Annotated in this window: 18 protein-coding genes and 2 pseudogenes; 12 read left to right on the forward strand and 8 right to left on the reverse strand. The window is 65.4% G+C overall.

The genetic code is table 11. From position 1 onward, the window contains the following. Positions 1 to 34: 34 nt before the first annotated feature. From fae to AB4Y42_RS26535, 3 genes are read left to right on the forward strand one after another with little or no spacing between them, the layout of a single operon-like run. Positions 35 to 556 (forward strand): formaldehyde-activating enzyme, encoded by a 522-nt coding sequence (fae, locus tag AB4Y42_RS26525; RefSeq protein WP_133180932.1) that lies wholly within the window; start codon positions 35 to 37, stop codon positions 554 to 556. 28 nt (positions 557 to 584) lie between these two features. Next, positions 585 to 1,604 carry an aldo/keto reductase gene (locus AB4Y42_RS26530; protein ID WP_368695818.1) on the forward strand — a complete coding sequence of 340 codons (1,020 nt, stop codon included), beginning with the start codon at positions 585 to 587 and terminating at the stop codon, positions 1,602 to 1,604. Further along, entirely contained in the window at positions 1,601 to 3,067 is a 1,467-nt protein-coding gene (locus tag AB4Y42_RS26535) for an NAD-dependent succinate-semialdehyde dehydrogenase (protein ID WP_368695819.1), read from the forward strand. The genes AB4Y42_RS26530 and AB4Y42_RS26535 overlap by 4 nt, the downstream gene beginning before the upstream one ends. Before the next feature lie 98 nt (positions 3,068 to 3,165). On the opposite strand, the gene AB4Y42_RS26540 is transcribed toward AB4Y42_RS26535, so the two are convergent. The 3 genes from AB4Y42_RS26540 to AB4Y42_RS26550 form a co-directional block, all read right to left on the reverse strand. Beyond that, complete coding sequence (locus AB4Y42_RS26540; RefSeq protein ID WP_368695820.1) at positions 3,166 to 3,543, reverse strand: GFA family protein; 378 nt, start codon at positions 3,541 to 3,543, stop codon at positions 3,166 to 3,168. A gap of 83 nt (positions 3,544 to 3,626) precedes the next feature. Next, entirely contained in the window at positions 3,627 to 4,520 is an 894-nt protein-coding gene (locus tag AB4Y42_RS26545) for an alpha/beta fold hydrolase (RefSeq protein ID WP_368695821.1), read from the reverse strand. 80 nt (positions 4,521 to 4,600) lie between these two features. Next, positions 4,601 to 5,443, reverse strand: coding sequence for an EamA family transporter (locus AB4Y42_RS26550; RefSeq protein ID WP_368687281.1), 843 nt, complete (start codon positions 5,441 to 5,443; stop codon positions 4,601 to 4,603). A 108-nt stretch (positions 5,444 to 5,551) separates the two neighbouring features. On the opposite strand from AB4Y42_RS26550, the gene gcvA reads away from it, so the two are divergent. Continuing rightward, positions 5,552 to 6,442 carry a transcriptional regulator GcvA gene (gcvA, locus tag AB4Y42_RS26555; RefSeq protein WP_368695822.1) on the forward strand — a complete coding sequence of 297 codons (891 nt, stop codon included), beginning with the start codon at positions 5,552 to 5,554 and terminating at the stop codon, positions 6,440 to 6,442. Positions 6,443 to 6,912: 470 nt separating this feature from the next. Next, on the forward strand, positions 6,913 to 7,287 hold the full coding sequence (locus AB4Y42_RS26560; protein ID WP_368687279.1) for a BON domain-containing protein: 375 nt from the start codon (positions 6,913 to 6,915) through the stop codon (positions 7,285 to 7,287). A gap of 136 nt (positions 7,288 to 7,423) precedes the next feature. Here AB4Y42_RS26560 and AB4Y42_RS26565 read toward each other — a convergent pair. Further along, positions 7,424 to 7,858: pseudogene (locus tag AB4Y42_RS26565) on the reverse strand (aquaporin family protein); the annotation flags it as partial. 638 nt (positions 7,859 to 8,496) lie between these two features. Here AB4Y42_RS26565 and AB4Y42_RS26570 point away from each other — a divergent pair. The 4 genes from AB4Y42_RS26570 to AB4Y42_RS26585 all read left to right on the forward strand — a co-directional run bounded on the left by AB4Y42_RS26570 (position 8,497) and on the right by AB4Y42_RS26585 (position 13,560). Further along, complete coding sequence (locus AB4Y42_RS26570) at positions 8,497 to 8,787, forward strand: hypothetical protein (RefSeq protein ID WP_368687277.1); 291 nt, start codon at positions 8,497 to 8,499, stop codon at positions 8,785 to 8,787. A 167-nt stretch (positions 8,788 to 8,954) separates the two neighbouring features. Beyond that, a complete protein-coding gene (locus AB4Y42_RS26575; RefSeq protein WP_368687276.1) occupies positions 8,955 to 10,064 on the forward strand; it encodes a DUF484 family protein in 1,110 nt (369 codons plus the stop codon). Between the two features lie 149 nt (positions 10,065 to 10,213). Further along, positions 10,214 to 12,046 carry an SLC13 family permease gene (locus AB4Y42_RS26580; protein ID WP_368695823.1) on the forward strand — a complete coding sequence of 611 codons (1,833 nt, stop codon included), beginning with the start codon at positions 10,214 to 10,216 and terminating at the stop codon, positions 12,044 to 12,046. A gap of 41 nt (positions 12,047 to 12,087) precedes the next feature. Beyond that, positions 12,088 to 13,560, forward strand: a complete 1,473-nt coding sequence (locus tag AB4Y42_RS26585) for an alpha/beta hydrolase (protein ID WP_368687274.1) — start codon at positions 12,088 to 12,090, stop codon at positions 13,558 to 13,560. A 42-nt stretch (positions 13,561 to 13,602) separates the two neighbouring features. Here AB4Y42_RS26585 and AB4Y42_RS26590 read toward each other — a convergent pair. Beyond that, positions 13,603 to 14,520, reverse strand: a pseudogene (locus AB4Y42_RS26590) (S1C family serine protease); the annotation flags it as partial. Between the two features lie 403 nt (positions 14,521 to 14,923). On the opposite strand from AB4Y42_RS26590, the gene AB4Y42_RS26595 reads away from it, so the two are divergent. The 3 genes from AB4Y42_RS26595 to AB4Y42_RS26605 all read left to right on the forward strand — a co-directional run bounded on the left by AB4Y42_RS26595 (position 14,924) and on the right by AB4Y42_RS26605 (position 19,331). After that, positions 14,924 to 16,102 (forward strand): AI-2E family transporter, encoded by a 1,179-nt coding sequence (locus AB4Y42_RS26595; protein WP_368695824.1) that lies wholly within the window; start codon positions 14,924 to 14,926, stop codon positions 16,100 to 16,102. A 28-nt stretch (positions 16,103 to 16,130) separates the two neighbouring features. After that, a complete protein-coding gene (locus AB4Y42_RS26600; protein WP_368695825.1) occupies positions 16,131 to 17,600 on the forward strand; it encodes an amidohydrolase family protein in 1,470 nt (489 codons plus the stop codon). A gap of 543 nt (positions 17,601 to 18,143) precedes the next feature. Next, the gene (locus AB4Y42_RS26605) at positions 18,144 to 19,331 is read left to right on the forward strand and encodes a hypothetical protein (protein ID WP_368687270.1); all 1,188 of its coding nucleotides are present in this window, start codon (positions 18,144 to 18,146) and stop codon (positions 19,329 to 19,331) included. Between the two features lie 50 nt (positions 19,332 to 19,381). On the opposite strand, the gene AB4Y42_RS26610 is transcribed toward AB4Y42_RS26605, so the two are convergent. The 3 genes from AB4Y42_RS26610 to AB4Y42_RS26620 all read right to left on the reverse strand — a co-directional run bounded on the left by AB4Y42_RS26610 (position 19,382) and on the right by AB4Y42_RS26620 (position 22,642). After that, positions 19,382 to 20,302, reverse strand: a complete 921-nt coding sequence (locus tag AB4Y42_RS26610) for a LysR substrate-binding domain-containing protein (protein WP_368695826.1) — start codon at positions 20,300 to 20,302, stop codon at positions 19,382 to 19,384. Between the two features lie 80 nt (positions 20,303 to 20,382). After that, a complete protein-coding gene (locus tag AB4Y42_RS26615; protein ID WP_368687268.1) occupies positions 20,383 to 21,519 on the reverse strand; it encodes a porin in 1,137 nt (378 codons plus the stop codon). Positions 21,520 to 21,601: 82 nt separating this feature from the next. Then, entirely contained in the window at positions 21,602 to 22,642 is a 1,041-nt protein-coding gene (locus tag AB4Y42_RS26620; RefSeq protein ID WP_368695827.1) for an ABC transporter substrate-binding protein, read from the reverse strand. Between the last annotated feature and the right edge of the window lie 75 nt (positions 22,643 to 22,717).

Raw genomic sequence — 22,717 nt, forward strand, 5'->3', positions numbered from 1 at the left:
TTCGAACTCATGTACACAGGAGACGGAGTCAAACATGAAAGACCTGCAAGTCTATATCGGCGAAGGTTTCGCTGGACCAGGCGTAAACGCTGCCCACATCAACATCATGATCGGCCCGCGCAACGGCCCGGTGGGGCAGGCGTTTACGAACAGCCTGTCGTCGCCTTCGCAAGGGCACGTGCCGTTCATGGTGGTGGCGCAGCCCAACGTGCCGGTCAAGCCCGCCACGCTCTACGTGAACAAGGCCGACATTCGCGGCGACCTGCACGGCAACGCCACGTGGGGCGCCTCGCAGGCGGCCATCGCGAAGGCGGTGACGGAAGCGATGCTCGACGGCACGCTGCCGCCGCAAGCGGAGAACGAGTGGTGCATCGTCACGGCGAACTGGGTGAACTGGTCGTGCGACGACCTCGACGCCGTGTACGAAAACAATTACGTGGCCTGCAAGACGGCCATTCGCGCCGCGATGAACGGGCTGCCGTTGCTCGACGACATTGCGAAGATCAAGGATCAGATCAGCAATCCGTTCTACACGCCGAAGGCCAAAGCGGCTTGAGCCGCGCCAATCGTTACAGGTGACTACGATGCAATACGTGCAACTCGGCCGCTCCGGCCTGAAGGTGTCGCGCCTGTGCCTCGGCACGATGAACATGGGCACGCCCGAATGGAAGCCGTGGATCTACAACGAAGAGCAGAGCGAGCCGATCGTGCGCCGCGCGCTCGAAGCGGGCGTGAACTTCATCGACCTCGCGGACTTCTATTCGACCGGCGTGGGCGAGGAAGTGGTGGGGCGCATCGTGCGGCGGCTCGCGAAGCGCGACGAACTCGTGCTCACGACCAAGGTCGGTTATCCGATCGGCAACGGCGCGAACAACCAGGGCCACTCGCGCAAGCACATCATGGAAAGCATTGACGGCTCGCTGCGCCGGCTGCAAACCGATTACGTCGACGTTTACATGCTGCACTACTTCGACGTGAACACGCCGGTCGAAGAAACCATGGACGCGCTCAACGACATCGTGCGCGCGGGCAAGGCGCGCTATATCGGCGTGTCGACGATGTTCACGTGGCAGTTCGCCAAGATTCTGCAGGCGTGCGAGCGCTATCACTTCGCACGCCCGATCAATATGCAGCTGCAGCTGAACTGTGCGTATCGCGAGGAAGAGCGCGAGATGATTCCGTTCTGCCAGGATCAGGGCGTGGGCGTATCGGTGTTCAGTCCGCTCGCACGCGGCCTCCTTTCCGGCGACGCGAAGTCGGTGCGCAACCAGACCGACTTCTTCACCGTGCAGATGTACGACGATGAAGCTTCGCGCGATATCGCGCGTTCGGTGGCGGAAGTCGCGGCGGCGCGCGGCGTGTCGAGCGCGCAGATCGCGCAGGCCTGGGTGCTGGGGCGTGCGGGCATCTCGTCGATGCTCGTGGGCGCGGACACCGTCGCGCAGTTCGAAGGCGCACTCGCGGCGCTCGACACGCAACTCACCGCAGACGAGCTGTACGAACTCGAGCGCAACTACACGCCGTGCGACGTGATCAACGATTACGTGAGCGCGCGCATTCCGCGCGTGCCGCGCGCGGCGCGCCGCCTGGAGATCGCAGCATGACGAGCTTGACGATGGACGGACTGAAGGAAGCGCGCCTGTGGCGCACATCGAGCTTCATCGACGGCGAATGGGTGGCGAGTGAAGCGACCTATCCGATCATCGACCCGGCCACCGGCGCGCCGCTCGCGCAGGTGGCCCGCGCCGGCGCGCGAGAAGCGCTGCAGGCCGTGGCGGCGGCCTCGCACGCGTTTCCCGCATGGCGCGACGCCACGGCTGCGGAGCGCAGCGCGAAGGTGCGCCGCTGGGGCGAGCTGATGCATGCGCATCGCGAAGACCTCGCGCGCATCATGACGGCCGAGCAGGGCAAGCCCTATGCGGAAGCGCTGGGCGAAGTGGCGTACGCGGCGAGCTTTCTCACGTGGTTCGCCGAGGAAGCGCGACGCGCCTATGGCGACGTGATTCCCGCGCCGAAGAAGGGCGCGCGCATTGTCGTGACGAAGGAGCCGGTGGGCGTGGTCGGCGCGATCACGCCGTGGAATTTCCCGCTCGCCATGGTCACGCGCAAGGCCGGCCCGGCGCTCGCGGCGGGTTGCACGATGGTGCTCAAGCCTTCGGAAGAGACGCCGCTTTCGGCGCTCGCGCTCGCCGAGCTGGCGGTCGAGGCGGGCATTCCGCGCGGCGTGTTCAATGTCGTTTCGGGCGATGCCCCGGCGATCGGCGACACGCTCATGGCGTCGAAGGCCGTGCGCAAGATCTCGTTCACGGGTTCGACGCGGGTGGGCAAGCTGCTCATGCGCGCGGCCGCCGATACGGTGAAGAAAGTGTCGCTCGAACTGGGCGGCAACGCGCCCTTCATCGTGTTCGACGACGCCGACCTCGATGCCGCCGTGGAAGGCGCGATAGCCTCGAAATTCCGCAACACGGGGCAGACCTGCGTCTGCGTGAACCGCTTCTACGTGCAGGCCGGCGTGCACGACGCCTTCGTCGAGAAGCTGGTTGCGGCCGTGCGCGCGCTGCGCGTGGCGGGCGGCATGGAGCCGGGCGCCACGCAAGGGCCGCTCATCAACGGCGCGGCGTTGCGCAAGGTCGAGGCGCATGTGAGCGATGCGCTCGAGAAGGGCGGCGCCATTGCGTGCGGCGGCCACCCGCATGCGCTGGGCGGCACGTTTTACGAGCCCACGGTCATCACGGGCGCGCACGGCGGCATGATGCTCGCGCACGAGGAGACGTTCGGCCCCGTTGCCGCGGTGTTCCGCTTCGAGACCGAGGAGGAAGTGATCCAGGCGGCGAACGATACTGACTTCGGTCTGTCCGCCTACTTCTACGCACGCGACATTGGCCGCGTGTGGCGCGTGGCGAGCGCGCTGGAAAGCGGCATGGTCGGCATCAACGAGGGCATCATCTCGACTGAGGTCGCGCCGTTTGGCGGCGTGAAGGAGTCGGGGCTCGGGCGCGAAGGCTCGAAGTACGGGCTCGACGAGTACCTCGAAACGAAGTACCTGATGATGGGCGGGCTCGGCTGATTTTCCTCACGCCTGCCAGCGTCTGGCGAAGGCCGCCGCGCGAGAGCGCGGCGGTTTTTTTTGAGCCTTCAATTGAGCGAGCGAATGGGCCTCAGGCCTCATTCAGCCGCGATGAAACGCACGGTGCCCGCAAGGCGCGCCGTGCCGCCGGTGTCGTTCGGATGATTCACGCCGTCCATCACCGGGACCTCGGCGAAATCGAACGGGCTGACGCCGTCGAGGCAAGCCACGTTTACGCCATATCGGTTCGGGTTGGAACGCCGTTGAAGATGGGTGGCGATTCCGCAGCGAGAACAGAAGAAGTGCTGCGCCGCTCCGGTGTTGAAGCGGTAGCTCGTCAGCACCTCCTCGCCCTGCAGGAATGCGATCCCGCCCATTTCGGCCGCGACGATGACCGCGCCTCGCATGCGGCAGTAAGAGCAATTGCAGCGGCGGATCGAGTTGAGGCCGTCGCTGAGCGTCACGACGAAACGCACTGCGCCGCAATGGCACTGGCCTGCCCGTTGGTTCGTATCGCCCACCATGTCGTTGGTTTCTCCCCTGCGGATAAAGCGCGGCGTCAACCGGCCCACGCGTTGATGTCGAGAACCGCTGCGGCGAACGTTGCTGGCGCCTCCTGCGGAAGGTTATGGCCTGCATTCGGCACGATGCGGTTCTCATGGCGTCCGCTGAAGCGCTTCGAACTGGTCTCTCGTGCCCCGGGCGGCTGGACGCCGTCGGCGTCTCCGTCGAGCGTGATCGTCGGCACGGTGATCGGCGGCGTGGCGGCGAGGCGATGCTCGATGTCGTCGAAGCGGGGATCGCCTTCGACCAGCCCGAAACGGTGGCGGTAGGAATGGACCACCACGTCGACGAAATCGGGATTGTCGAACGACGCTGCCGTGCGCGCGTAGAGGTCGTCGTCGAAGCGCCAGGTCGGCGACCAGAGCGACCACAGGAGACGGCAGAACGCGCGCCGTTTTTCGGTCAATCCAGCCCGGCCGCGCTCGCCGTGCAGGTAGTACTGGTACCACATGCGATGTTCCTTTTCGGGGTCGGCCGGCTGTGCGGCAGCGGCGATATCCTGGATGTTGTAGCCGTTGACCGATACCAGACCCTTGGCTCTCGACGGGTACAGCGCCGCCACGATGCACGCCGCGCGGCCGCCCCAGTCGTATCCGCCGAGGATGGCGCGGTCGATCTGCAGGGCGTCGAGCAGCGCCAACAGGTCCGCGCCAAGCGCTGCCTGCTGGCCCGAGCGAGGCGTCGTGGGCGAAAGGAAGCGCGTTGGGCCGTATCCCCGCAGGTAGGGAACGATGACGCGGGCGCCCTCTGAAACCAGGCGTGGCGCGACTTCGTCGTATGCGTGGATGTCATAGGGAAAGCCGTGCAGCAGGACGACCGGCCACCCGTTCGCGTCGCCCTGTTCGTCATAGGCGATGTCGAGCAGTTCGGTTTCGATATGGTTAAGCATGGGGGCGCTCCTTCGAACTCAAGTTGCGTGCTCAGCTGCGTGATGCTGCACGGGTAGCAAACGGCGTGCGTGAAATCATCTCAGAGCCCGAGACACACCGCTCCGGCCGCGACGACCACGCAGGCGAGCCAGCGCGGTCCACTCACCGCCTCCCGCAGAAACATCCGCCCGATCAGCACCGCGAACACCACGCTGGTCTCGCGCAACGCCGATATTGCGCCCATCGCGCCCGACTGCAGCGCCCAGATCACGATGCCATACGCCCCGATCGACACGAGGCCGCCGGCCAGCGACGAGGCGATCGACAGAGGCTCGGCGCGCAGCGGCGTCCATAGCGCGGCGGACCCGCGCCGCGCGACGAACAACAGCGGCATCGCCCAATAGGACAGGAACATCCACGCGGTGTAGCTGAGCGGCTGGCCATCGGACAGGCGCACGCCGATGCCGTCGATCACGGTATAGAGCGCGATCGTTGCCCCGGTCGTCAGCGCGGCCAGCGCACCCGCGCGCGACACGTGACGCCCCTGCAGCGCGATCGCGATGATGCCGCCCGAAATCATCACGATCCCGAGAGCGTGCAACGGGCTGATCGCTTCATGCGCGAACAGCGCCGCGCCGAGCGTGACGAGCAGCGGCGACGAGCCACGTGCGATCGGGTATGCCAGCGCCAGGTCGTTGCGGCGGTACGACTGCACGAGACTCACGTTGTAGAAGACATGCACGAGCCCCGACGCGACGATGTAAGGCCAAGAAGCGCGGGCCGGCGAGGGCATGGACAGGACGACCAGCGTGGCGACCACGCCGATGGCGATGCTCATCCACGCCATGGAGAAAAACCGGTCGCGGTTGCCGTGGAGCATCGCGTTCCAGCTCGCGTGGAGGAGCGCGGCGAACAGCACGATACCGCCGGTATAGCTGAGCATGAGGGTGCGGGCAGGGTTGCAAGAATGGTCTAACAAGAAGGATATCTATCTTGTGGCGGCGCAGCAAACCAGATAAATTCCCCGTTCGTGTTAGATAAACTCTCTCGAATGAAACCGGTGTTGCCCCCACTCAATGCCCTGCGAGCCTTCGAGGCCGCGGGCCGGCTCGGCAGCTTTAAGGACGCCGCCGCGGAACTGCACGTGACGCCCGGTGCAGTGAGCCAGCACGTGCGCTTGCTGGAGGAGTGGCTTGGCGCGTCGCTCTTCGAGCGGCACAACCGCCGCGTGGCGCTGACGCCGGCGGCGAAAAGCTATCTGGCGGAAATCGGCCCGTTGTTCGAACAGCTCTCGCAGGCAACCGCGCGATACGGCGCGCCGCAAACGGTCTCGCGAACCCTGACCGTGAATGCGCCCGCGACGTTCACGTTGCGCTGGCTGGTGCCGAGGCTGGCGACATTCCGCGCCGGGCATCCCGACATCGACGTCAAGGTCGAGACGTCGAACGCGCCGCTGGAGAGTCTGAAGGACGACGATGACGTCGTCATCCGGGGTGGCCCGGACACCTTCTACGGCTATTCCATGCGGCCGTTCTTGTCCGAGGAGCGGCTGCCGGTCTGCAGTCCTACGCTTATCAAGCGCGTACCGCTGCGCGCGCCTCGCGACCTGCGAGAACACACGTTGCTGCACACTTCGAGTCTTCCGCGGCTTTGGCCCGACTGGCTGGCGAGCGCGCAGATTCCCGACCTGCGGCCGGCCGCCGCTTTGACCTTCGACCACTTCTTCCTGACCTTGCAGGCCGCCATCGACGGTATCGGCATCGCGATGGGACCCACTGCGCTGGTCGCCGACGATCTCGCCGCCGGCCGGCTCGTGGCGCCGTTCGCAGGTCCACGTCTGCCGTCGCGCAGCTATTGCACTTACGTTGCAGACGAGAAGTCCGACGATGAACGGGTCGCGTTGTTCCGTTCATGGCTCGAACGCGAGGGAACAGGTTCGTGAACGCAGATGCGCCGCGCGACGCAAGAGGAAGCCGGTCATCGCGCTGATCCCACGGCAGAACGGCGTCGTAATAATGCGACGCCTGGCAGAATTTTGCCGCCCACGCGCGACCGATTGCGCGCTCCATTTCTCTCCCAGCCGCGAACAAGCGCATCAAAATCGCTCGATAGCCGATGGATGCAATTGGCTGCACGGGCAATGTGACCACGAGCCCATGGTCACGAACGCTGCGTCTACTCTATGACGGGATCGATATCAAGCTAATGATGCAGCCGCATTTTCCCCGCCCTGCGCCGAACCTTGCATTCTTATAATTTGCCGCGCGCTCGCGCGATTGGATGCGATGTCGCCGAAAAATGCGGCATCGCGTCGAGCGCCATTTCTGGCGCGCGAATGCTTAGTCGTGGACGGTGTAGTGCATTGGCCCGTTCGTGGGCCCACAACAAGACTGTGACAACAGGAGAAATTCCATGAAGGCTATTCAGGTATTCAAGCTGGCCGCGGCGACGGCTCTCGTGGCCGCGTCTTTGCACGCCTATGCGCAGGGCGACGCGGCTAGCGGCGCGACTGCCGCAGCCGAGCAACAGGCAGCCCCGTCGAAGGCGCAATCGAAGCAGGCCAAGGCCGCTAATCGCGCGCTCAGCCGCAAGGTCCGCACCGCTCTCGCCAAGGACAAGAAGATCGACGTTGCGAAGATCACCGTGCGCGCGCGTGACGGCGCCATCGTCCTGCAGGGCTCGGTGCCGGAGCAGTCGCAGATCGAACACGCCACCGAAGTCGCCACGGGCGTGCAAGGCGTAACGTCGGTCAAGAACGCGCTGACGATCCGTCCGAACGAGTCCTGATCATCCTCTCACTATGGCCTTGCGCCCGGCCGGGCGCATGCGCTAAAGCCCGGAGACAGGTCTCCGGGATCATCCTGAAGGCCGCGCCTGCCGTTGCCTTCATCTCGCGAAGCGGCGGCTCATCAGCTTGCGCGCATTAGCGAACGTCGCCGTGTCCGCCGGACGACTCAACCAGATTCGGGTGGCCAGCTCGCTGCTTGCGCGGTTCGAAGGCCGTATGCAGCGCGAGACCTGTCGCAGCGCCTATCAGTTGGGCAATGACGAAGGCCGGTACGCTCGATGGCGCAATGCCTGCAAAGGTGTCGCCGAACATGCGTCCGAACGCTGCGGCCGGGTTCGCAAACGATGTCGATGCCGTGAACCAGCAGGCGGCGCCGATGTACGCGGCCACCATGATCGCGGCGCGTTCGCCCGGCGCGCGCAGGATCACGAGGAGCAAACCTGCGGTCGCCACGGCCTCGGCGATCCATTGCCCGCTACCGGTGCGCACCTTGCTCGATAGCTCGACGATCGGCAGGTCGAACATGGCGTGCGCGAGCCATGCACCCAGCAGCGCGCCGATGAGCTGCGCAACGCTGCGCGGCGAGCTGCATGCTCGGGAATTGGCAAGGAGATCGCTCGCACGACGTGAAAATTTTTGGCCTCGCTCGGTGGCCTCGGTGGCCTCGGTGGTCTCGCTCGCGCTTCGTACGGTTTTTGCCGGCGCGCTGCGGGCTGCATGCCAGCGCGGAAATGAATGATGACCTCGATACGCATGCAACGAAAATCGCGCAGACCGATTATGTGTGCCGCATTGAAGGCGACCGATATTCCCGAATATCGATGTGAAACGTAGTCGCGGAAAAAGCGGTGTAAATCGTTGAGCTGGATTTCCACCAAGGTGCCAAAAAAGAGGTTTTTGGAAATGCCAGGTCAAATCGCCGAACCGTATATCGAACCCCGCAGCGCCCGGATTCGAGGCCGCGAAATCCATTACGCCGTTACGGGTAATTGCCAAAAAGTGAAATAAATCGTTGCGCACAATGCGCTTAATTATCCGCGATTGCTTTCCTAAACTTGATATCAACTGGCAGTGGTTTGCTTTACCTGCAAGCCTGCGAACAGTTACGCGATTTTGATCGTCGTGAGCCGCATATAACGACCGCCCAATGAGAAATATCGCGGGTCGTTTGTGCCGGAATTCCAGTCCAATCAAAGGAGGAGCAAGTCATGAGCAAGACAACCAGCACATTGATCGCGGCCGTTGCCGCGCTCACGCTGTCCGCCGGTGCGTATGCACAGAGCAACAACACACTGGCAACCCCAGGCGTTACGTCGCCGGCTGCCGCAGCCAATACCAATGCAACGAGCGGCTACGGCACGCCAGGCGCCACGGGCTCGGACAGCGGCATGAGCGCCGCTTCGCCGACTAGCATGGACAACAGCGCGGCGCCGGCCCCCGGCGGCCCTGACAACAATTCGCTGGCGAGGCCGAGCGTAAGGTCGCCGGCAGCGAAATAACAGCAGCCTGTGACCATAAGCAAGACCGCTGCCCTCACGGACAGCGGTCTTTTCTTTTGCCCCGACCCCGCTGGAACAGGCCGCCGACGCGCGGGTGTCGTCGTTCGACGCTCAAGTCTGTCCCCAAGCTGCCGTAATAGCAGGCTTCGGAATATTCTCGATGCATCGTGACACATCCCGGGACTCAGCCTGCACTGGATCTTGCTGCGCTTATCGAAACCGTCCAGCGGAACGAGCGCGCGTCGAAGTCGTTCCAGGACGTGGAACTGCGCCTGATCGGCGCGCACGACTGGTGCGCCTTTCTCGAAGGGATATTCGTCTATCTGCCCGAGGTGTTCCGGCTGGCTTGCGCCGGCCTCTGGCTCGACGTGCGCACGCCGCTGCTGCGCGATCTGCTCGAAGCCGACTGCGGGCGCGCCGACCTCGAAGCGAACCTGCGCTCCGGGCTCCAGGGCGGCCTTGCGCTGTCACGCCTGTGCGCGGGAAATCAGCCGTGGCTTGGCCGGGTGAGCGAACTGAGCGAACTCGAGCCCGCGGTGAGCGAGACCTTCTTCGACGCGCGGACTACGATCGGCAGCGCGATTGTGTTGCCGCTTCTGAACCGCGCCCAGCTGCTCGGCTATCTGTGCCTCGCGAGCGATGACCCCGCGCGCTTCGACGCCAGCATGGGCACCGATCTGCTCGCGCGCTTCAGCCGCGTTGCGGCGGCGAGTCTCGACAACGTCGCTCACCGCGAGCATCTGCGCAAGACCGGCGTGACCGACCCGCTCACGGGCCTGTCGAACCGCCGCTATTTCGACGAGCGCCTCCATCACGAGATCCGCCGCGCGAGTTCGCACGCGGCACCCATGTCGTGCCTCTTCATCGACATCGATCATTTCAAGCAGATCAACGACACGCACGGCCACGCAACCGGCGACCTCGCGCTGGGCGCCATCGGCACTTGCCTGAAGCAGCAGGTGCGCGTGGGGGACACGGTGTCGCGCTACGGCGGCGAGGAGTTCGTCGCGCTGCTGATGTGCGAGCTGCCCGACGCGCTGGCCGTTGCGGAGCGCATCCGGATTGCGGTCGAGGCGCTCGACGTGCTCGACGACGAGGGCGAGCGCATCGCGCTCAGCGTGTCGATCGGCGTGGCGGCGTATCGGCTCAACAGCGAGGCGAACACCGGCGCCGCGAGTCCCGAAGCGCTGGCGCGCTCGCTGCTCGACCAGGCCGATCAGGCCATGTACCGCGCCAAGCACCAGGGACGCAACCGCGTTTCGCTGCTGGAGGCGTGAAGATCTCAACGTTCACAAACGTTGCATCAAAAACGGCGGCGGGGCGGGCATGACGGCCCAAGGCCGCGCTGAAACGTAAGTTTTCAAAATCCGGCACTATTTGCGGTAGCAGTGGTTTCCCAGGCCCGTTGAGCAGGCAAAGCGAAATCATGTCTACCGACCTTTTGATGACCGTTGCCTGTCTGGCCTGCGCGATCGCGATGTTCCTGATCGGCCGGCCCCGCTCGGACGCGGTGGCGCTCATCATGATCGTCGCGCTGTCGCTCGCGGGCATCGTGACGGTCAACGAGGCGCTGGCCGGCTTCTCCGACCCGAACACCGTGCTCATCGCGGCCCTCTTCGTGCTCGGCGATGCGCTCGCGCGCACGGGCGTCGCCCAGCGCGTGGGCGACTACCTGATCGAGCGCGGCGGCTCCAACGAGCGCCGCCTCGTCGTGCTGATCATGATCATCGTCGGCGTCATGGGTTCGGTCATGAGCTCGACGGCCGTCGTCGCGATCTTCATTCCTATCGTCATTCGCATTGCCCGCCAGTCGGGCGTGTCGCGCGCGCGCATGCTCATGCCGGTCAGCATGGCCGCGCTCACGAGCGGCATGCTCACGCTCGTCGCCACGACGCCGAATCTCGTCATCAACAGCGCGCTCGTCTATCGCGGCTACCGGCCCTTCAGTTTCTTCGCCATCACGCCGCTGGGCCTGCCGGTTCTCGCCGCGAGCATCGGCTGGATGCTGTTCGCGAGGCGTTTTCTGAACGGCACGGGCGGCGCGGAGGCGACTACGCGCCCGTCGCTGAACGACTGGGTCGCGCGCTATTCGCTCGAAGGGCGCGCCTTTCGCCTGGAGGTCGGCGCGGATTCGCCGCTCGTGGGGCAGACGCTCGGCCACACCGGGCTCGACGACGACCCCGTGGCGCACGTCGTCGCGATCGAGCGGCGCACGCGCATGGGCGCGACGGTGCTGCCCGCGACCGCGGACAGCAGCATCGCGCCCGGCGACGTGCTGCTGCTCGACGTGGAGTCCGCGAGTTTCGACGTGCAGGCGTTTTGCGCGCGCTATGCACTCGCGACGCGCCGCATGTCCGGCGCATACTTCACCGACCAGTCGCACGACGTGGGCATGGCCGAAGTCATCGTGCCGCCCGACTCGTCGCTCGTGGGCAACGTCGCGCGCAGTTCCGCGGCGCTGCGCCGGCACGGCGTGACGGTGGTCGGCCTGCGCCGCGCCGACGCCGCGCTCGAGCAGGATCTGCAGGCCACGCAGCTCAAGGTGGGCGACACGCTGCTGGTGGTGGGGCCGTGGATCGACATCTTCTCGATGCAGGCGGTGGAGCGCGATATCGTGTGTCTCGCCATGCCGGTCGAAAGCGACGCCTACGTGCCGGTGCCGCACAAGGCGCTGCACGCGCTCGCCATCATGGCGCTCGTCATCGCGATGATGCTCACGCCGCGCGTGCCGAACGTGCTCGCGGGCCTGATCGGGTGTCTGCTGATGGGCGCGGCCGGTTGCGTGAGCCTCGACAGCGCGTATCGCGCGATTCACTGGCGCAGCCTCGTGCTGATCGTGGGCATGCTGCCGTTTTCCATCGCGCTGCAGCGCACGGGCGGCATCGACATCGCCGCCGACGCCGTGCTGCGCGTGGCCGGCAACTGGGGCGCGCACGGCTTGCTGGGCGCCGTTTTCCTGCTCACGCTCGTGATCGGCACCGTGATTTCCGGCACGGCGACGGCGGTGCTGATGGCGCCCGTGGTGCTCGCGATGGCGGCGCACCTGCATGCGTCGCCGTATCCGTTCGCGATGACGACGGCGGTTGCCGCGTCGGCGGCCTACATGTCGCCGATCTCGACGCCCGTGAATGCGCTCGTCAGCACGGCTGGCGGCTATCGGTTCCGGGAGTTTTTCATGGTGGGCTCGCCGGCTGCCCTCGGGGCGCTCGTGATCACCGTAATGCTGGTACCGCTCATCTGGCCGGTTTTCCCGCGCTAGCGCGAGGGAAAGGCCGCCCGTTCACGAGGCATTGACCGGACATGGCGAATTTCTTGACGAGAGCGTGGCTCCTTCGCTGGATCAAGCGGATTGCCCTCTTCGTGCTGATCGCATTCGTGTGCATTGCCGGCGTGCGCTTCTTCGACGCGCAGCGCAAGGCGCCGTTGAGCCTGTGGCACACCTATGTGCCGGAAGACATGCACGCGCACGAAATCGATCATGCGACGTGGGAGGAATACATCGCCAACGAGAACCGCCTGTTCGACGCGGTGAAGAAAAACGTGACCGACAAGCTGCCGGCGGACGAACGCATTCCCGCCAACCGTTATTTCTCGGGCAGCCCGATTTATCCCGGGCACTTTCGCACCGACTGGAACCGCTCGTACACGCTCATGCCGCAAGGCGCGCCGCGCGGCGTGGCCGTGATGCTGCATGGGTTGACCGATTCGCCCTATAGCCTGCGGCACATCGCGCAGCGGTATCAGCAGGATGGTTTCGCCGTGGTGGCGGTGCGCTTGCCCGGGCATGGCACCGTGCCCTCGGGGCTGACCGAAGTGACGGCGGAAGACTGGGAGGCGGCCGCGCGCCTCGCCGTGCGCGAAGCGCGGCGCCTCGTGCCGGCGCCTGCGCCGCTGCATATCGTGGGGTTTTCGAATGGCGGCGCGCTCGCACTGCAATACTCGCTCGAGGCGCTGGACGACGCGAGCCTGCCGCAAGCGGACCGCCTGATCCTGCTTTCGCCGATGATCGGCATTACGCGTTTCGCGCGCTTTGCGGGGCTCGCGGCATTGCCTGCGATCCTGCCCGCGTTTGCGAAAGCCGCGTGGCTCGACATCGTGCCGGAATTCAATCCGTTCAAGTACAACTCGTTTCCGGTGAACGGCGCACGCCAGTCGTGGCGGGTCACGCGCAAGATCCAGCAGGAAGTGGCGGACGCGGCGCGCAACGGCAAACTGGCGGCGCTGCCGCCCACGCTCACTTTCCAGTCCGTGCTCGACTTCACGGTGAGCACGAGCGCGATCGTCAGTTCGCTGTATGCGCAACTGCCTGCCAACGGCAGCGAGCTCGTGCTGTTCGACATCAATCGCACGGCGCAATGGAGCCCGCTGCTGCGCGCGTCGATGCGTGACGCGCTGCGCCGTCTCTCGCCCGTGCCGCCGCTGCGTTACCGCCTGACCGTGCTCACCAACGCCTCGGCCACCTCGCCGCACGTGGTCGAAGAGAGCACGGCGCCGAGCGAGACCACGGCGAAAGTCGAACCCACGGGGCTCGACTATCCGCTCGACGTCTATTCGCTGTCACACGTGGCCTTGCCGTTTCCGGTGACCGATTCGCTGTACGGCCGCAACCCCGATCCCAACGACGACCTGGGCATCCATCTGGGCGCCCAGTCCGTACGCGGCGAAACCGGGGCGCTGATCGTGGGGGCGGGGCTCCTCACGCGGCTCTCGTGGAACCCCTTCTACGACTACATCGTCGAGCGGATCGACTACCTGGCGAGCCACGGGCCGTGAGCGCGCGTTTGGCGCGCGCCAGGCCCGGACCCGGCCAGGGCGTTACGCGCGCGGCGCGAGCTCGACCTGCGCGGTCATTTGCTCGCCGTCGCGGGCGACGACGATCGACACGTTGCTGCGTGCCCGCGCGATCATGCTTTGCAGCTGCTCGACGTTGTCCACCTCGATGCCGTTGACCGCGATGATCACGTCGCCGGCGCTGATGCCAGCCGCCTTTGCCGCACCGCCCGCTTTCACGACGAGCACGCCGCCGTCCACGCCGACCTGCTGCGCTTCGTCGCCGCTGAGCGCGCGCACGGCCACGCCGAGACGCGGGTGCGCATTGCGGGCCAGCGTCGTGCCGTTGCCATTGCCGCCGCCCTGCACGATCTGATCCTTCATGTGCATGGCTTCGTCGATCGGGATCGCGAACGAGAGGCCCTGGAAGCCGCCCGTGCGCGAGTAGATCATCGAATTGATGCCGATGACTTCGCCGTTCAGGTTGAAGAGCGGGCCGCCCGAATTGCCCGGGTTGACGGGCACGTCGGTCTGGATCAGGTGCGTCGGGCTATCTTCCGAGAGCTGGCGCGACTTCGCGCTGATGATGCCCGAGGTCACGGTGTTGTCGAGACCATAGGGCGAGCCGATCGCGACGACCCAGTCGCCGACCTTGCTGTTCGCCGGATTGCCGATCTTCACCGTCGGGAAACCCTTGCCGGAGATTTTCAGCACGGCCACGTCGCCGGCCTTGTCGGTGCCGATCACGCGTGCGGGGAACTTGCGGCCGTCGGTGAGCTTGACCGTCACGTCGTCTGCGCCTTCGACGACGTGATTGTTCGTCAGGATGAAGCCATCCTGGCTCACGATGAAGCCCGATCCGAGGGCGCCCGAATGGCCGTCTTCGGAGTCCGGGTTTTCCTTGACGACCTCGACATGGACCACAGCCGGGCCGTACTGCGCGACGATCGCCGAGAAGTTCGGCGCCGCGCCGCGGACGTCGTCTGCCTTCGGCACAGGTGCCGACAACGTCGTTTTGGTGATGCCGCTTTCGTCCGCGCTGGCGTGCTCGTGGCTGACGACCCAGGCGCCGGCAAGCGCCACCGCTACACCGGCGATCAGGCCCCGGCGCCGATATTTGATGGTACTCATTGCTATGGTCTTCGAAGAGATGGTGAAGGTGCGCGTAAGGTACTTTTAGCTGCTTAAACGTGACTTAAATGCAGGAGAGATCTTTTGTCCGCGCGAAGAGTCGATGTGCGTGCAACGAAAATCCGGGCGCGGTTGTTCGGATTCCTCGCCAGCTAGCGCGCACGTCTTTTTCAAAGCGGCTAGTCTTGCGAAGTGGCGGCCGATCGCGCCCCGAAGACGCTTTATTGAGGGCCGGATGTGCGCGGCGAGGCGTGGATGGCTTGCAAACGTCTCGCGCCGGATAGCCGGTTCGCTGCGCGACGTGCTGTACGCAACCGCTGCCTGCAACATCGACGCAACGTGGTTCGTCATCCAGAACATCTCCATGAAACAGGATCTCGTCACGTTCACCTGCGTGGTCGTCATCGCCGTCATCACGGGGTGGGTGCTGTATATCGGGCGCCCGGTGCTGGTGCCGATCGCATTCGCGATCATCACGTCGTATGTGATCTACGGGCTCGCCGAAATCCTGCGCCGCGTGCCCCACGTGGGCCCGCGCATTCGCGCGGGCGCGCGCTACTGGAGCGCGGCCGCGCTCATCCTCGCGGCCGCGTGGCTCGCGACCGAACTGCTGCTGTCCGACACTGACCGCATGCTCGCCGTGGCGCCGAAGTACGAAGCCACGCTGCTCGCGTTGCTCGCGAAAATCACCGCGCTGTTTCATCTGGAGACCGAGGCTTCGTGGACGGCGTTTCGCCGCGAACTGCTCGCGACCGTCAACGTCCAGTCGCTGCTCACCTCGCTGCTCGGCTCGCTCTCTTCGCTCATGGCGACGACGCTCGTCGTTCTGCTGTACACCGCGTTCTTCATGGTCGAGATGGGGCGGTTCCGCCGCAAGCTCTCCGCGGTCATGCGCGGCAAGGCCGACATGGAGCCCGTGATCGACGCCATCAACTCGAAGATCGGCACGTATCTGGCGTTGAAAGCGCTGCTCGGCGTGGTGCTCGGCATTCTCAGCTGGATCTGCATGCAGCTGGTCGGGCTGGAGTTCGCGCCGCTGCTCGCCGTGCTCATCGTGCTGCTCAACTTCGTGCCGTATGCGGGGTCGCTCATTTCCGTGGCGCTCCCCGCCTTGCTCGCGGCGCTTCAATTCGGCCAGTGGAACGAGTCGATCACGCTGCTCATCGCGCTGTCCGCGATCAACTTCGTGATGGGCAATGTGCTCGATCCGTGGTTGATGGCGGGGTCGCTGAACCTGAGCCCGGCGGTCATCCTCATGAGCCTCGCCACGTGGACGGCACTCTGGGGCATTCCCGGCGCCTTTCTCGCCGTGCCGGGCACCGTGGCGCTCACGATCATCTTCTCTGCGTTCAGCTCCACACGGCCGCTGGCGCTGCTGTTGACGAAGGACGATGTAGTCAGGCATGCAGAATAAATGCGTGGCTTACTTTCACAGGTGACCTATGGCTTCCAGAATCAACCGCCGCGGCAACGCAATCCGCCCGGTCTCCGCGTGCCTGGGCGACAAGGCGCTCGCGGAGTTCGCCAGTCGCCGCATCAGCGCCGACCTTGCGCGGCGCGGCTTCCTGGTCGGCATGGGGGCCGCCCTGTTGAGCGCGGTGCTGCCCGAGTTCAGCAGCGCGCAGCAACCTGGCGCCGCCGCGCCTGCCCAGCCCACGACCTTCACGAACTTTCGCCTGTTCGACGGCAAGTCCGCGGCGCTGCAGGACGGCATGTCCCTCGTCGTCGACGGCAACCGCATCTCGCAGTTGCGGCGAGGCGCGCCTGACGCGCAGAACGCGTCGGGCGGCCGCGTGATCGACTGCGGCGGCAAGGTGATGATGCCCGGTCTCATCGACATGCACTGGCATTCGCTTCTCGCTGCGGTCCCGATCGCGACGATCCTCCAGTCCGACCTGAGCTTCGTCTACCTGGCCGCGGGCGCTGAGGCGCAGCGCACGCTCTTGCGCGGATTCACGACCATTCGCGATGTGGGCGGTCCCGCGTTCGCCCTGAAGCAGGCCATCGACGCCGGCATGCTGAGCGGCCCGCGCATTTACCCCTGCGGCGCGATGATCACCACGACGGGCGGCCACGGCGACTTTCGTCTGCTGACCGACGTGCCGCGCACGAGCAGCCAGATCAGCGAGATCGAACGCACCGGCGCTGCCGCCATTGCCGACACGGCCGACGAAGTGCGCCTGCGTGTGCGCGAGCAGTTCATGATGGGCGCCACGCAGATCAAGATCGTGGGCTGCGGCGGCGTCTCGACGCCGCGCAGTCCGCTCGACATGCTCACGTTCACCGAGCCGCAACTGAAAGCCGCGGTGGAAACGGCGTCCGACTGGGGCACCTACGTGCTCGTGCACGCCTACACGCCGGAATCGGTGAAGCGCTCGGTTGCTGCCGGCGCGCAGTGCGTCGAGCACGGCCACCTCATCGACGACCGGACGGCTGAAGTCCTGGCGAAGAACGGCACATGGTTGAGTACGCAACCATTTACCAGCGAAGAGGATGTTGCACCGTTGGCGCCGTCGAGCCGCGAGAAGTTTCTCGAGGTGACAGCCGGGACCGACAACATGTACAAGCTCGCGCGCAAGCATGGGCTCAAGGTGGCGTTCGGCACGGACCTGATCTTTTCGCAGGCGCTGGCCACGCGGCAAGGCACGATGCTCGGGCACATGGCGCGCTGGTACCCGAATGCCGAGGCACTGCGCATGGCCACTGCCACGAACGGGCAGCTGCTCGCGCTGGCGGGCGAGCGCAATCCGTATCCGCACAAGCTTGGCGTGCTGGAAGAGGGCGCGTATGCGGACCTGCTGATCGTGGCGGGCGACCCGCTCCAGGACATGACGCTGCTGGCGAACCCCGATCAGAACCTGAGCCTGATCATGAAGGATGGCCGCGTCTACAAGGACGCATTGAAGGCGTGACGCGCGGGCCCCGCGTCACCCAAAGCCCGTAAAAAAACCGACATCGCGATTGCGATTTGGCACGAAAATCGAAGGCCAGATAGCCCGCGCGGGCATGGCGAGCGGCCGCTCCTGGCGAATCCGCCACACGATTTCTGTATCAAGATGTCACGGCGTGGGGACGTATCAAACGGGCCCATTTGCCTGCGCGGCGCAGCCATCATGGCACGCCCCGGGAACCCCCAGCGGGGGTCGAAATCCCGCCTGTCCCTATCCGCCATCTGGCCGATTATGCCGGTTGAACTTCGCGTCGAAGTAGCTCATATTCAAATCGACTATTTGTTACAACCGTCCAACGATTCGCGCAATAGAGTAGGGATTACAGCCAATATTTCGAATCCGGGCCGCCTGGTTGCCTCCGCTGCGACGCGCACCAGCCGCCGGTAGCAAACCCGAAACCATCCTGTCAAAGCTTCCATGCCTGCAATGTTCAACGAACCTGGCCGATCCAAGTCTGGTCCGTGGGGATGTCCATACTGCGGGACCGGTTTTAATGCGCCACTGATGATCTGTCCTCAGTGCGGCGCGAAGCAGCTTTCCTCTGGCCCGCGCATGTCGCCGGCTAGCGAGTCCGCCGCGCCCGAATGGCACGATGGTTTCGCGCGCCATGCGCGCACGGAGTGGAACCCGTCTGCATTCAGTTTCAGTGGTGGCGCGCCGCGCGACAGCGATTACGAGCTGCGCGAGGAAGCGCCTCGGGCGTCACGTTCGTGGATGCCCTTCTATGCGATTGGCAGCGTGGTGTCGATCGCGTTCCTGCTGACCGCGTACATGATTTCGCACCACACCGGGCGCGAGCCGACCGTCGGCGCCCAGATCGTGGAGGGTGCGATCCTCGGACCCAAGGCCACTTCTACCGCGCACGACACGAAGCCGCACACGGTGCCCAGCGCGCCGCCCGTAGCCGTCGCGCAGTTGCCGCCTCCGGTGGCCAGCGTGCCATCGGCTCCCGTCGCCAGTGCGCCGCCGCCTCCGGTCGCGAGCGTGAAGCCGCCTCCTGTTAAAGCAGCGCCGCCGCCGGTGGTGGCCCATGTCGCGCCGCCCGCACCGGCGCCCCAGCCGGCGCCCGCTCAAGCGCAGCCGCCGCGTACCGCCACCGCTCGCGCGGAGACCGCGCCGCCGAGCGCTGCCGAAGAGCGCGCGCTCGCTGCAGCGAAGGTCAAGGCAGACAAGGCCAACGCGGAGAAGCTCGCCGCCGCGAAGGCCAAGGCAGAGAAGGCCAATGCGGAGAAGGTCGCCGCCGCCAAGGCCAACGCAGAGAAGGTTGCCGCGGCGAAGGCCGCCGCCGATTCGCGGGCCGACGTCTCGAGAAATCTGTCGATCGCGCGCGCGAGCCTCGACAAGAACAGCCTCGGGCCCGCGCGCAGTGCGATCAATTCCGCGCTCGCGCAACAGCCTGGCAACGGCACTGCGCTGCAAATGCAGGCCGAATTGACGTCGCGCGAAGACCAGCGCGATTCGCTGCTTGGCTACGCGCGGCTTTGCGCGCGCGATGGGCGGTGGGTGTGCGCCTGGCATAACGCGGGGCATGCACTGACCGTCGATTCGTCGAGCGGCGAAGCACGGGAGATCCTCTCGCGTTCGATCGCAGCTCAAGGAGCCCGCAACGTGGCACAGGGCGCAGGCCCCCCCGCGGCCACGATGAGACAGGTGGACTCGGGTCCGCCGGGCCCGCCGATCGATCCCAACTGACGATGGCCAGGTCGCAGACGCGGGTGCGTGACGCCAGTCATGCACCCGCGCTAGCGTTGTTGCCCGTCCCGTTCGCAGTGGTGCTCGACCAGCCAGTTGCTGAAGTTGCGCACGCGTAGTGTCTCTTGCACTTCGGGCCGCACGTCGAGCCAGTATCCCGAAGGTCCCACCACTTCCACCTCGCTCAGTTGCACGAGTGTGCCGTTCTCCAGTTCGGGCGCGATCATGTGCCGGTCGGCAACGGCGATACCCAGACCCGCCACCGCCGCGTGAATGACCTGATCGAGCGTGCTGAACTCCAGTTCGCCGTGCGGCGCGATCTGCACGTCGAGCGCCGCGGCTTCGAGCCACGCTTCCCAGACCAGCAGGCGCCGGTCGATATCGAGGATATAGAGCCACGGATGCTGCGCGAGGATTTCGCGCAACGCGTGTTGATCGGCGGCCGCCTGCCTGAACTCGCGCGCCGAGCCGACCAGCACGTGGCGCTCGCGCATGAGCAGCGTGCTCTGGCCGCCCGGCAGCGTTTCCATGCCGAAGCGGATCTGGCAATCTTCGTTGCGCTCCGTGCCGTGCAGCGGCCCATATTCGTTGGTGATGGAGATGCGCAAGTCGGGGTGGCGCAGCTGGAAGTCGCGCAAGCGCGGCGTGAGCCAGCGCGTGGCGAGCGTGGGCGCGGCGTTCAGACTGAGCAGGCTGTTCGACGGATCGGCGCGAATCGTGTCGAGCGTATGGGCGATGCTATCGAACGCGGCCTGCAGCGTAGGCAGCAGCCGCTTTCCCGCGGGCGTGATTTCGAGCCGGTGATGATGCCGCATGAAGAGCGGCGTGCCGAGATAGTCTTCGAGCAGGCGGATCTGGCGGCTGATCGCCCCCTGGGTCACGTGCAGGTTCTGCGCTGCCCGGGTGAAGCTGAGCGTGCGGCTCGCCTCCTCGAATGAACGCAGTGCCGATAAAGAGGGTAGGCGGCGCATGCAGGCCTCGCGATGCAGGAGCGCCGGCGCATGTTCACTCGCGCCGGCGCGTTTTCAATGATAACGACTACGTTAAAACGTTAGAAGGCGTGCGTGATACCCACGCGGGCGACAGCCTGGTTGTCGGTGCCCGAGGGGTTGAAGCCCGTGATCTGCGCGTTTTCCGCCGAGCCCGCCGCGTGCTGGTACACGCCCATCGCATAGACCGATGTGCGCTTGGACAGCGAGTACTGGCCGATCAGGTTGACCTGGTGATACTTCGGCGATTTGTCGGTGGCGTGGTCCTGGCCCACCGTGTAGGTGTAGCCCGCACCCACGACGAACGCGGGCGTCACGGCATAGGTGCCCGCCACTTCGAAGTTCTGGAAGTGCAGGTCGCCGCTGCCGGTGGCCGAGGCGAAGTCCACGTTCGAGTAGTTCGTCATCAGCTTGAGGCTGCCGATCACATACGACGCGCCGGCCGAAAGGATGCCCTGGTAGCGTGCGTTGGCGAGCGCGTCGCCGAAGATCGAGTTCACGAAGCTGCCGCCGCTGCCATAACCGGCCACCGCCGTGATCGGATCGTTCACGCGCAGGTAGCCCACGCCCGCGCTGAAGGAGCCGATCGTGTAGGCCGCTGCGGCGCTGTACGAGGCGTTGTTCGAGAACTGGCCTGCCTGGCCGCCGAACGAATAATGGCCTTCGAACTGGAAGCCGGCGAGCACGGGGCTCACGTATTTCACGGCGTTGTTGACCGGGAACCCGTTGTCGAGGTTGTCCATGTCGTTCGGGTGGGCGAAGTACCAGCCGCCGTAGTTGCCGTTCAGCGAATACGGCTCGATCAGATCGACGGTGGCGTCCCATTGCTTGCCGAAGGTCACCTGGCCGTATTGATCCGACTTGAAGCCGACATAGGCGTTGCGCGAAAACGCGAGACCGCCGCCCAGGCCGCCCGTCGCCGCGTTGAAGCCGCTTTCGAGCCGGAAGATCGCGGCGTAGCCACCGCCCAGATCTTCGGTGCCGCGCAGACCCCAGCGGCTGCCGGCGGGCACGCCGCTTTGCATCTGCACGAGCTTGCTGCCGGTGCCCGGCACGAGCTGGCCGTTCGCGCCGTTCGCCACATTGCTGGCGTAGTCCACGCCCAGGTCGATCAGGCCATACAGCGTCACGCTGCTTTGCGCGTGCGCGCCCGCTGCGGCGAGCGCCAGCGGCAGCGCCGCGAGAATCTTCTTCTTCATTTAAGTCTCCTTATCATGGAGCCGCGTTGCGCGGCCCGGCTTTTCTCGTTGGAATCGTTTTATCTCGCGGGACGCATCGCGCTTACGCGCCAAGCGACTTCTGCACCTTCTGCGCGACATCGGCGGGCACCCAGGGCTTCCACATCTCGGGGTGCTGCTTGAGGAACTTGAGCGCTTCGTCCTGCGCATCGACCTTATGCTCGGTCATGTCGAGAATCGTCGTGTTCAGGAAGTCGATGGGGAAGTTCACCTTCGAGAAGAACGCCATCACGTCGGGCTCGGCCTGATAGAACGGTGTCGAAACGCCGATCTTCAGCTGCGAGACCAGATACGACGAGGCGCATGGCTGTGCGCTGCTGGCATCGCGCAGCGTCTTCCAGCACGCTTCGTTGAACGGCGGCATCTTGAGCTGAACGAACTTGTACTTCGCCATCAACGCGGCCGGCTCCCAGTAGTAGGTGAGAATCGGCTTGCCGCGCGCGTAGGCCGAGGAGATGGCCGCGTCGAGCGCCGCGCCTGTGCCGGGGCGGAAGTTCGTGTAGGCGTCGTCGAGCTTGAGCAGCTTGAGCAGGCGCGAATTCACGCGTTCGCAGTCCCAGCCCGAGGGGCAGTTGAGGAAGCGGCCGCGATCCGGTTCCTCGTCGTCCACGAAAAGCCCCTTGTATTTCGGCAGATCGCTCACGGACTGCAGGTCGGGCGCGCTGGCCTTGATGCCGCGCTTCGCGTCGCCGTGCACCACGTAGTCGGGCACGTACCAGCCTTCCTTCGTGCCGCCCGGCAGCGTGTCGCCGACGAGCTTGACCGAACCCGCCTTGACCGCGCCTGCGATGATCTCCGAGCGGCCCGTCCACTGCTCGGACCAGACCTGCAGGTCGTTGCGCGAGAGCGCCGTTTCGGTGGCCGCCGTGCTGCCGGGCACCGTGTCGGTCTGGCAGCCATAGCCGTTCTTGACGATGTAGCGCAGCACTTCGCTCGTGAAGTTGCCGCTTTCCCATGTGACGCCCGCGAAGCGCACGGGTTTGCTTGCGCTGCACCAGGTGCCGGCGGCGTGCGCCGGCAATGCGGCGAGGGCGAGCGGCGCTGCCAGGCTGGCTGCGCGCAGGAGGGTGGTCAGGCGGTTCATGGTGTGTCTCCGTTTTATTGAAATGTTTCGGAATGCTTTAGATGTGGGCTGCCATCTCGTTCGTGCTACGGCTCA

This window comes from Paraburkholderia sp. EG286B (assembly GCF_040965655.1).
GTDB lineage: Bacteria > Pseudomonadota > Gammaproteobacteria > Burkholderiales > Burkholderiaceae > Paraburkholderia.

Bases quoted from the DNA above. Each gene is read 5' to 3' on its own strand.
- AB4Y42_RS26620 (WP_368695827.1), bottom strand. From the start codon at position 22,642: ATGAACCGCCTGACCACCCTCCTGCGCGCAGCCAGCCTGGCAGCGCCG.
- gcvA (WP_368695822.1), top strand. From the start codon at position 5,552: ATGAAACCGGTGTTGCCCCCACTCAATGCCCTGCGAGCCTTCGAGGCC.
- fae (WP_133180932.1), top strand. From the start codon at position 35: ATGAAAGACCTGCAAGTCTATATCGGCGAAGGTTTCGCTGGACCAGGC.
- AB4Y42_RS26605 (WP_368687270.1), top strand. From the start codon at position 18,144: ATGATCTGTCCTCAGTGCGGCGCGAAGCAGCTTTCCTCTGGCCCGCGC.
- AB4Y42_RS26545 (WP_368695821.1), bottom strand. From the start codon at position 4,520: ATGCTTAACCATATCGAAACCGAACTGCTCGACATCGCCTATGACGAA.
- AB4Y42_RS26560 (WP_368687279.1), top strand. From the start codon at position 6,913: ATGAAGGCTATTCAGGTATTCAAGCTGGCCGCGGCGACGGCTCTCGTG.
- AB4Y42_RS26585 (WP_368687274.1), top strand. From the start codon at position 12,088: ATGGCGAATTTCTTGACGAGAGCGTGGCTCCTTCGCTGGATCAAGCGG.
- AB4Y42_RS26615 (WP_368687268.1), bottom strand. From the start codon at position 21,519: ATGAAGAAGAAGATTCTCGCGGCGCTGCCGCTGGCGCTCGCCGCAGCG.
- AB4Y42_RS26595 (WP_368695824.1), top strand. From the start codon at position 14,924: ATGTGCGCGGCGAGGCGTGGATGGCTTGCAAACGTCTCGCGCCGGATA.
- AB4Y42_RS26610 (WP_368695826.1), bottom strand. From the start codon at position 20,302: ATGCGCCGCCTACCCTCTTTATCGGCACTGCGTTCATTCGAGGAGGCG.
- AB4Y42_RS26550 (WP_368687281.1), bottom strand. From the start codon at position 5,443: ATGCTCAGCTATACCGGCGGTATCGTGCTGTTCGCCGCGCTCCTCCAC.
- AB4Y42_RS26600 (WP_368695825.1), top strand. From the start codon at position 16,131: ATGGCTTCCAGAATCAACCGCCGCGGCAACGCAATCCGCCCGGTCTCC.
- AB4Y42_RS26535 (WP_368695819.1), top strand. From the start codon at position 1,601: ATGACGAGCTTGACGATGGACGGACTGAAGGAAGCGCGCCTGTGGCGC.
- AB4Y42_RS26570 (WP_368687277.1), top strand. From the start codon at position 8,497: ATGAGCAAGACAACCAGCACATTGATCGCGGCCGTTGCCGCGCTCACG.
- AB4Y42_RS26530 (WP_368695818.1), top strand. From the start codon at position 585: ATGCAATACGTGCAACTCGGCCGCTCCGGCCTGAAGGTGTCGCGCCTG.
- AB4Y42_RS26580 (WP_368695823.1), top strand. From the start codon at position 10,214: ATGTCTACCGACCTTTTGATGACCGTTGCCTGTCTGGCCTGCGCGATC.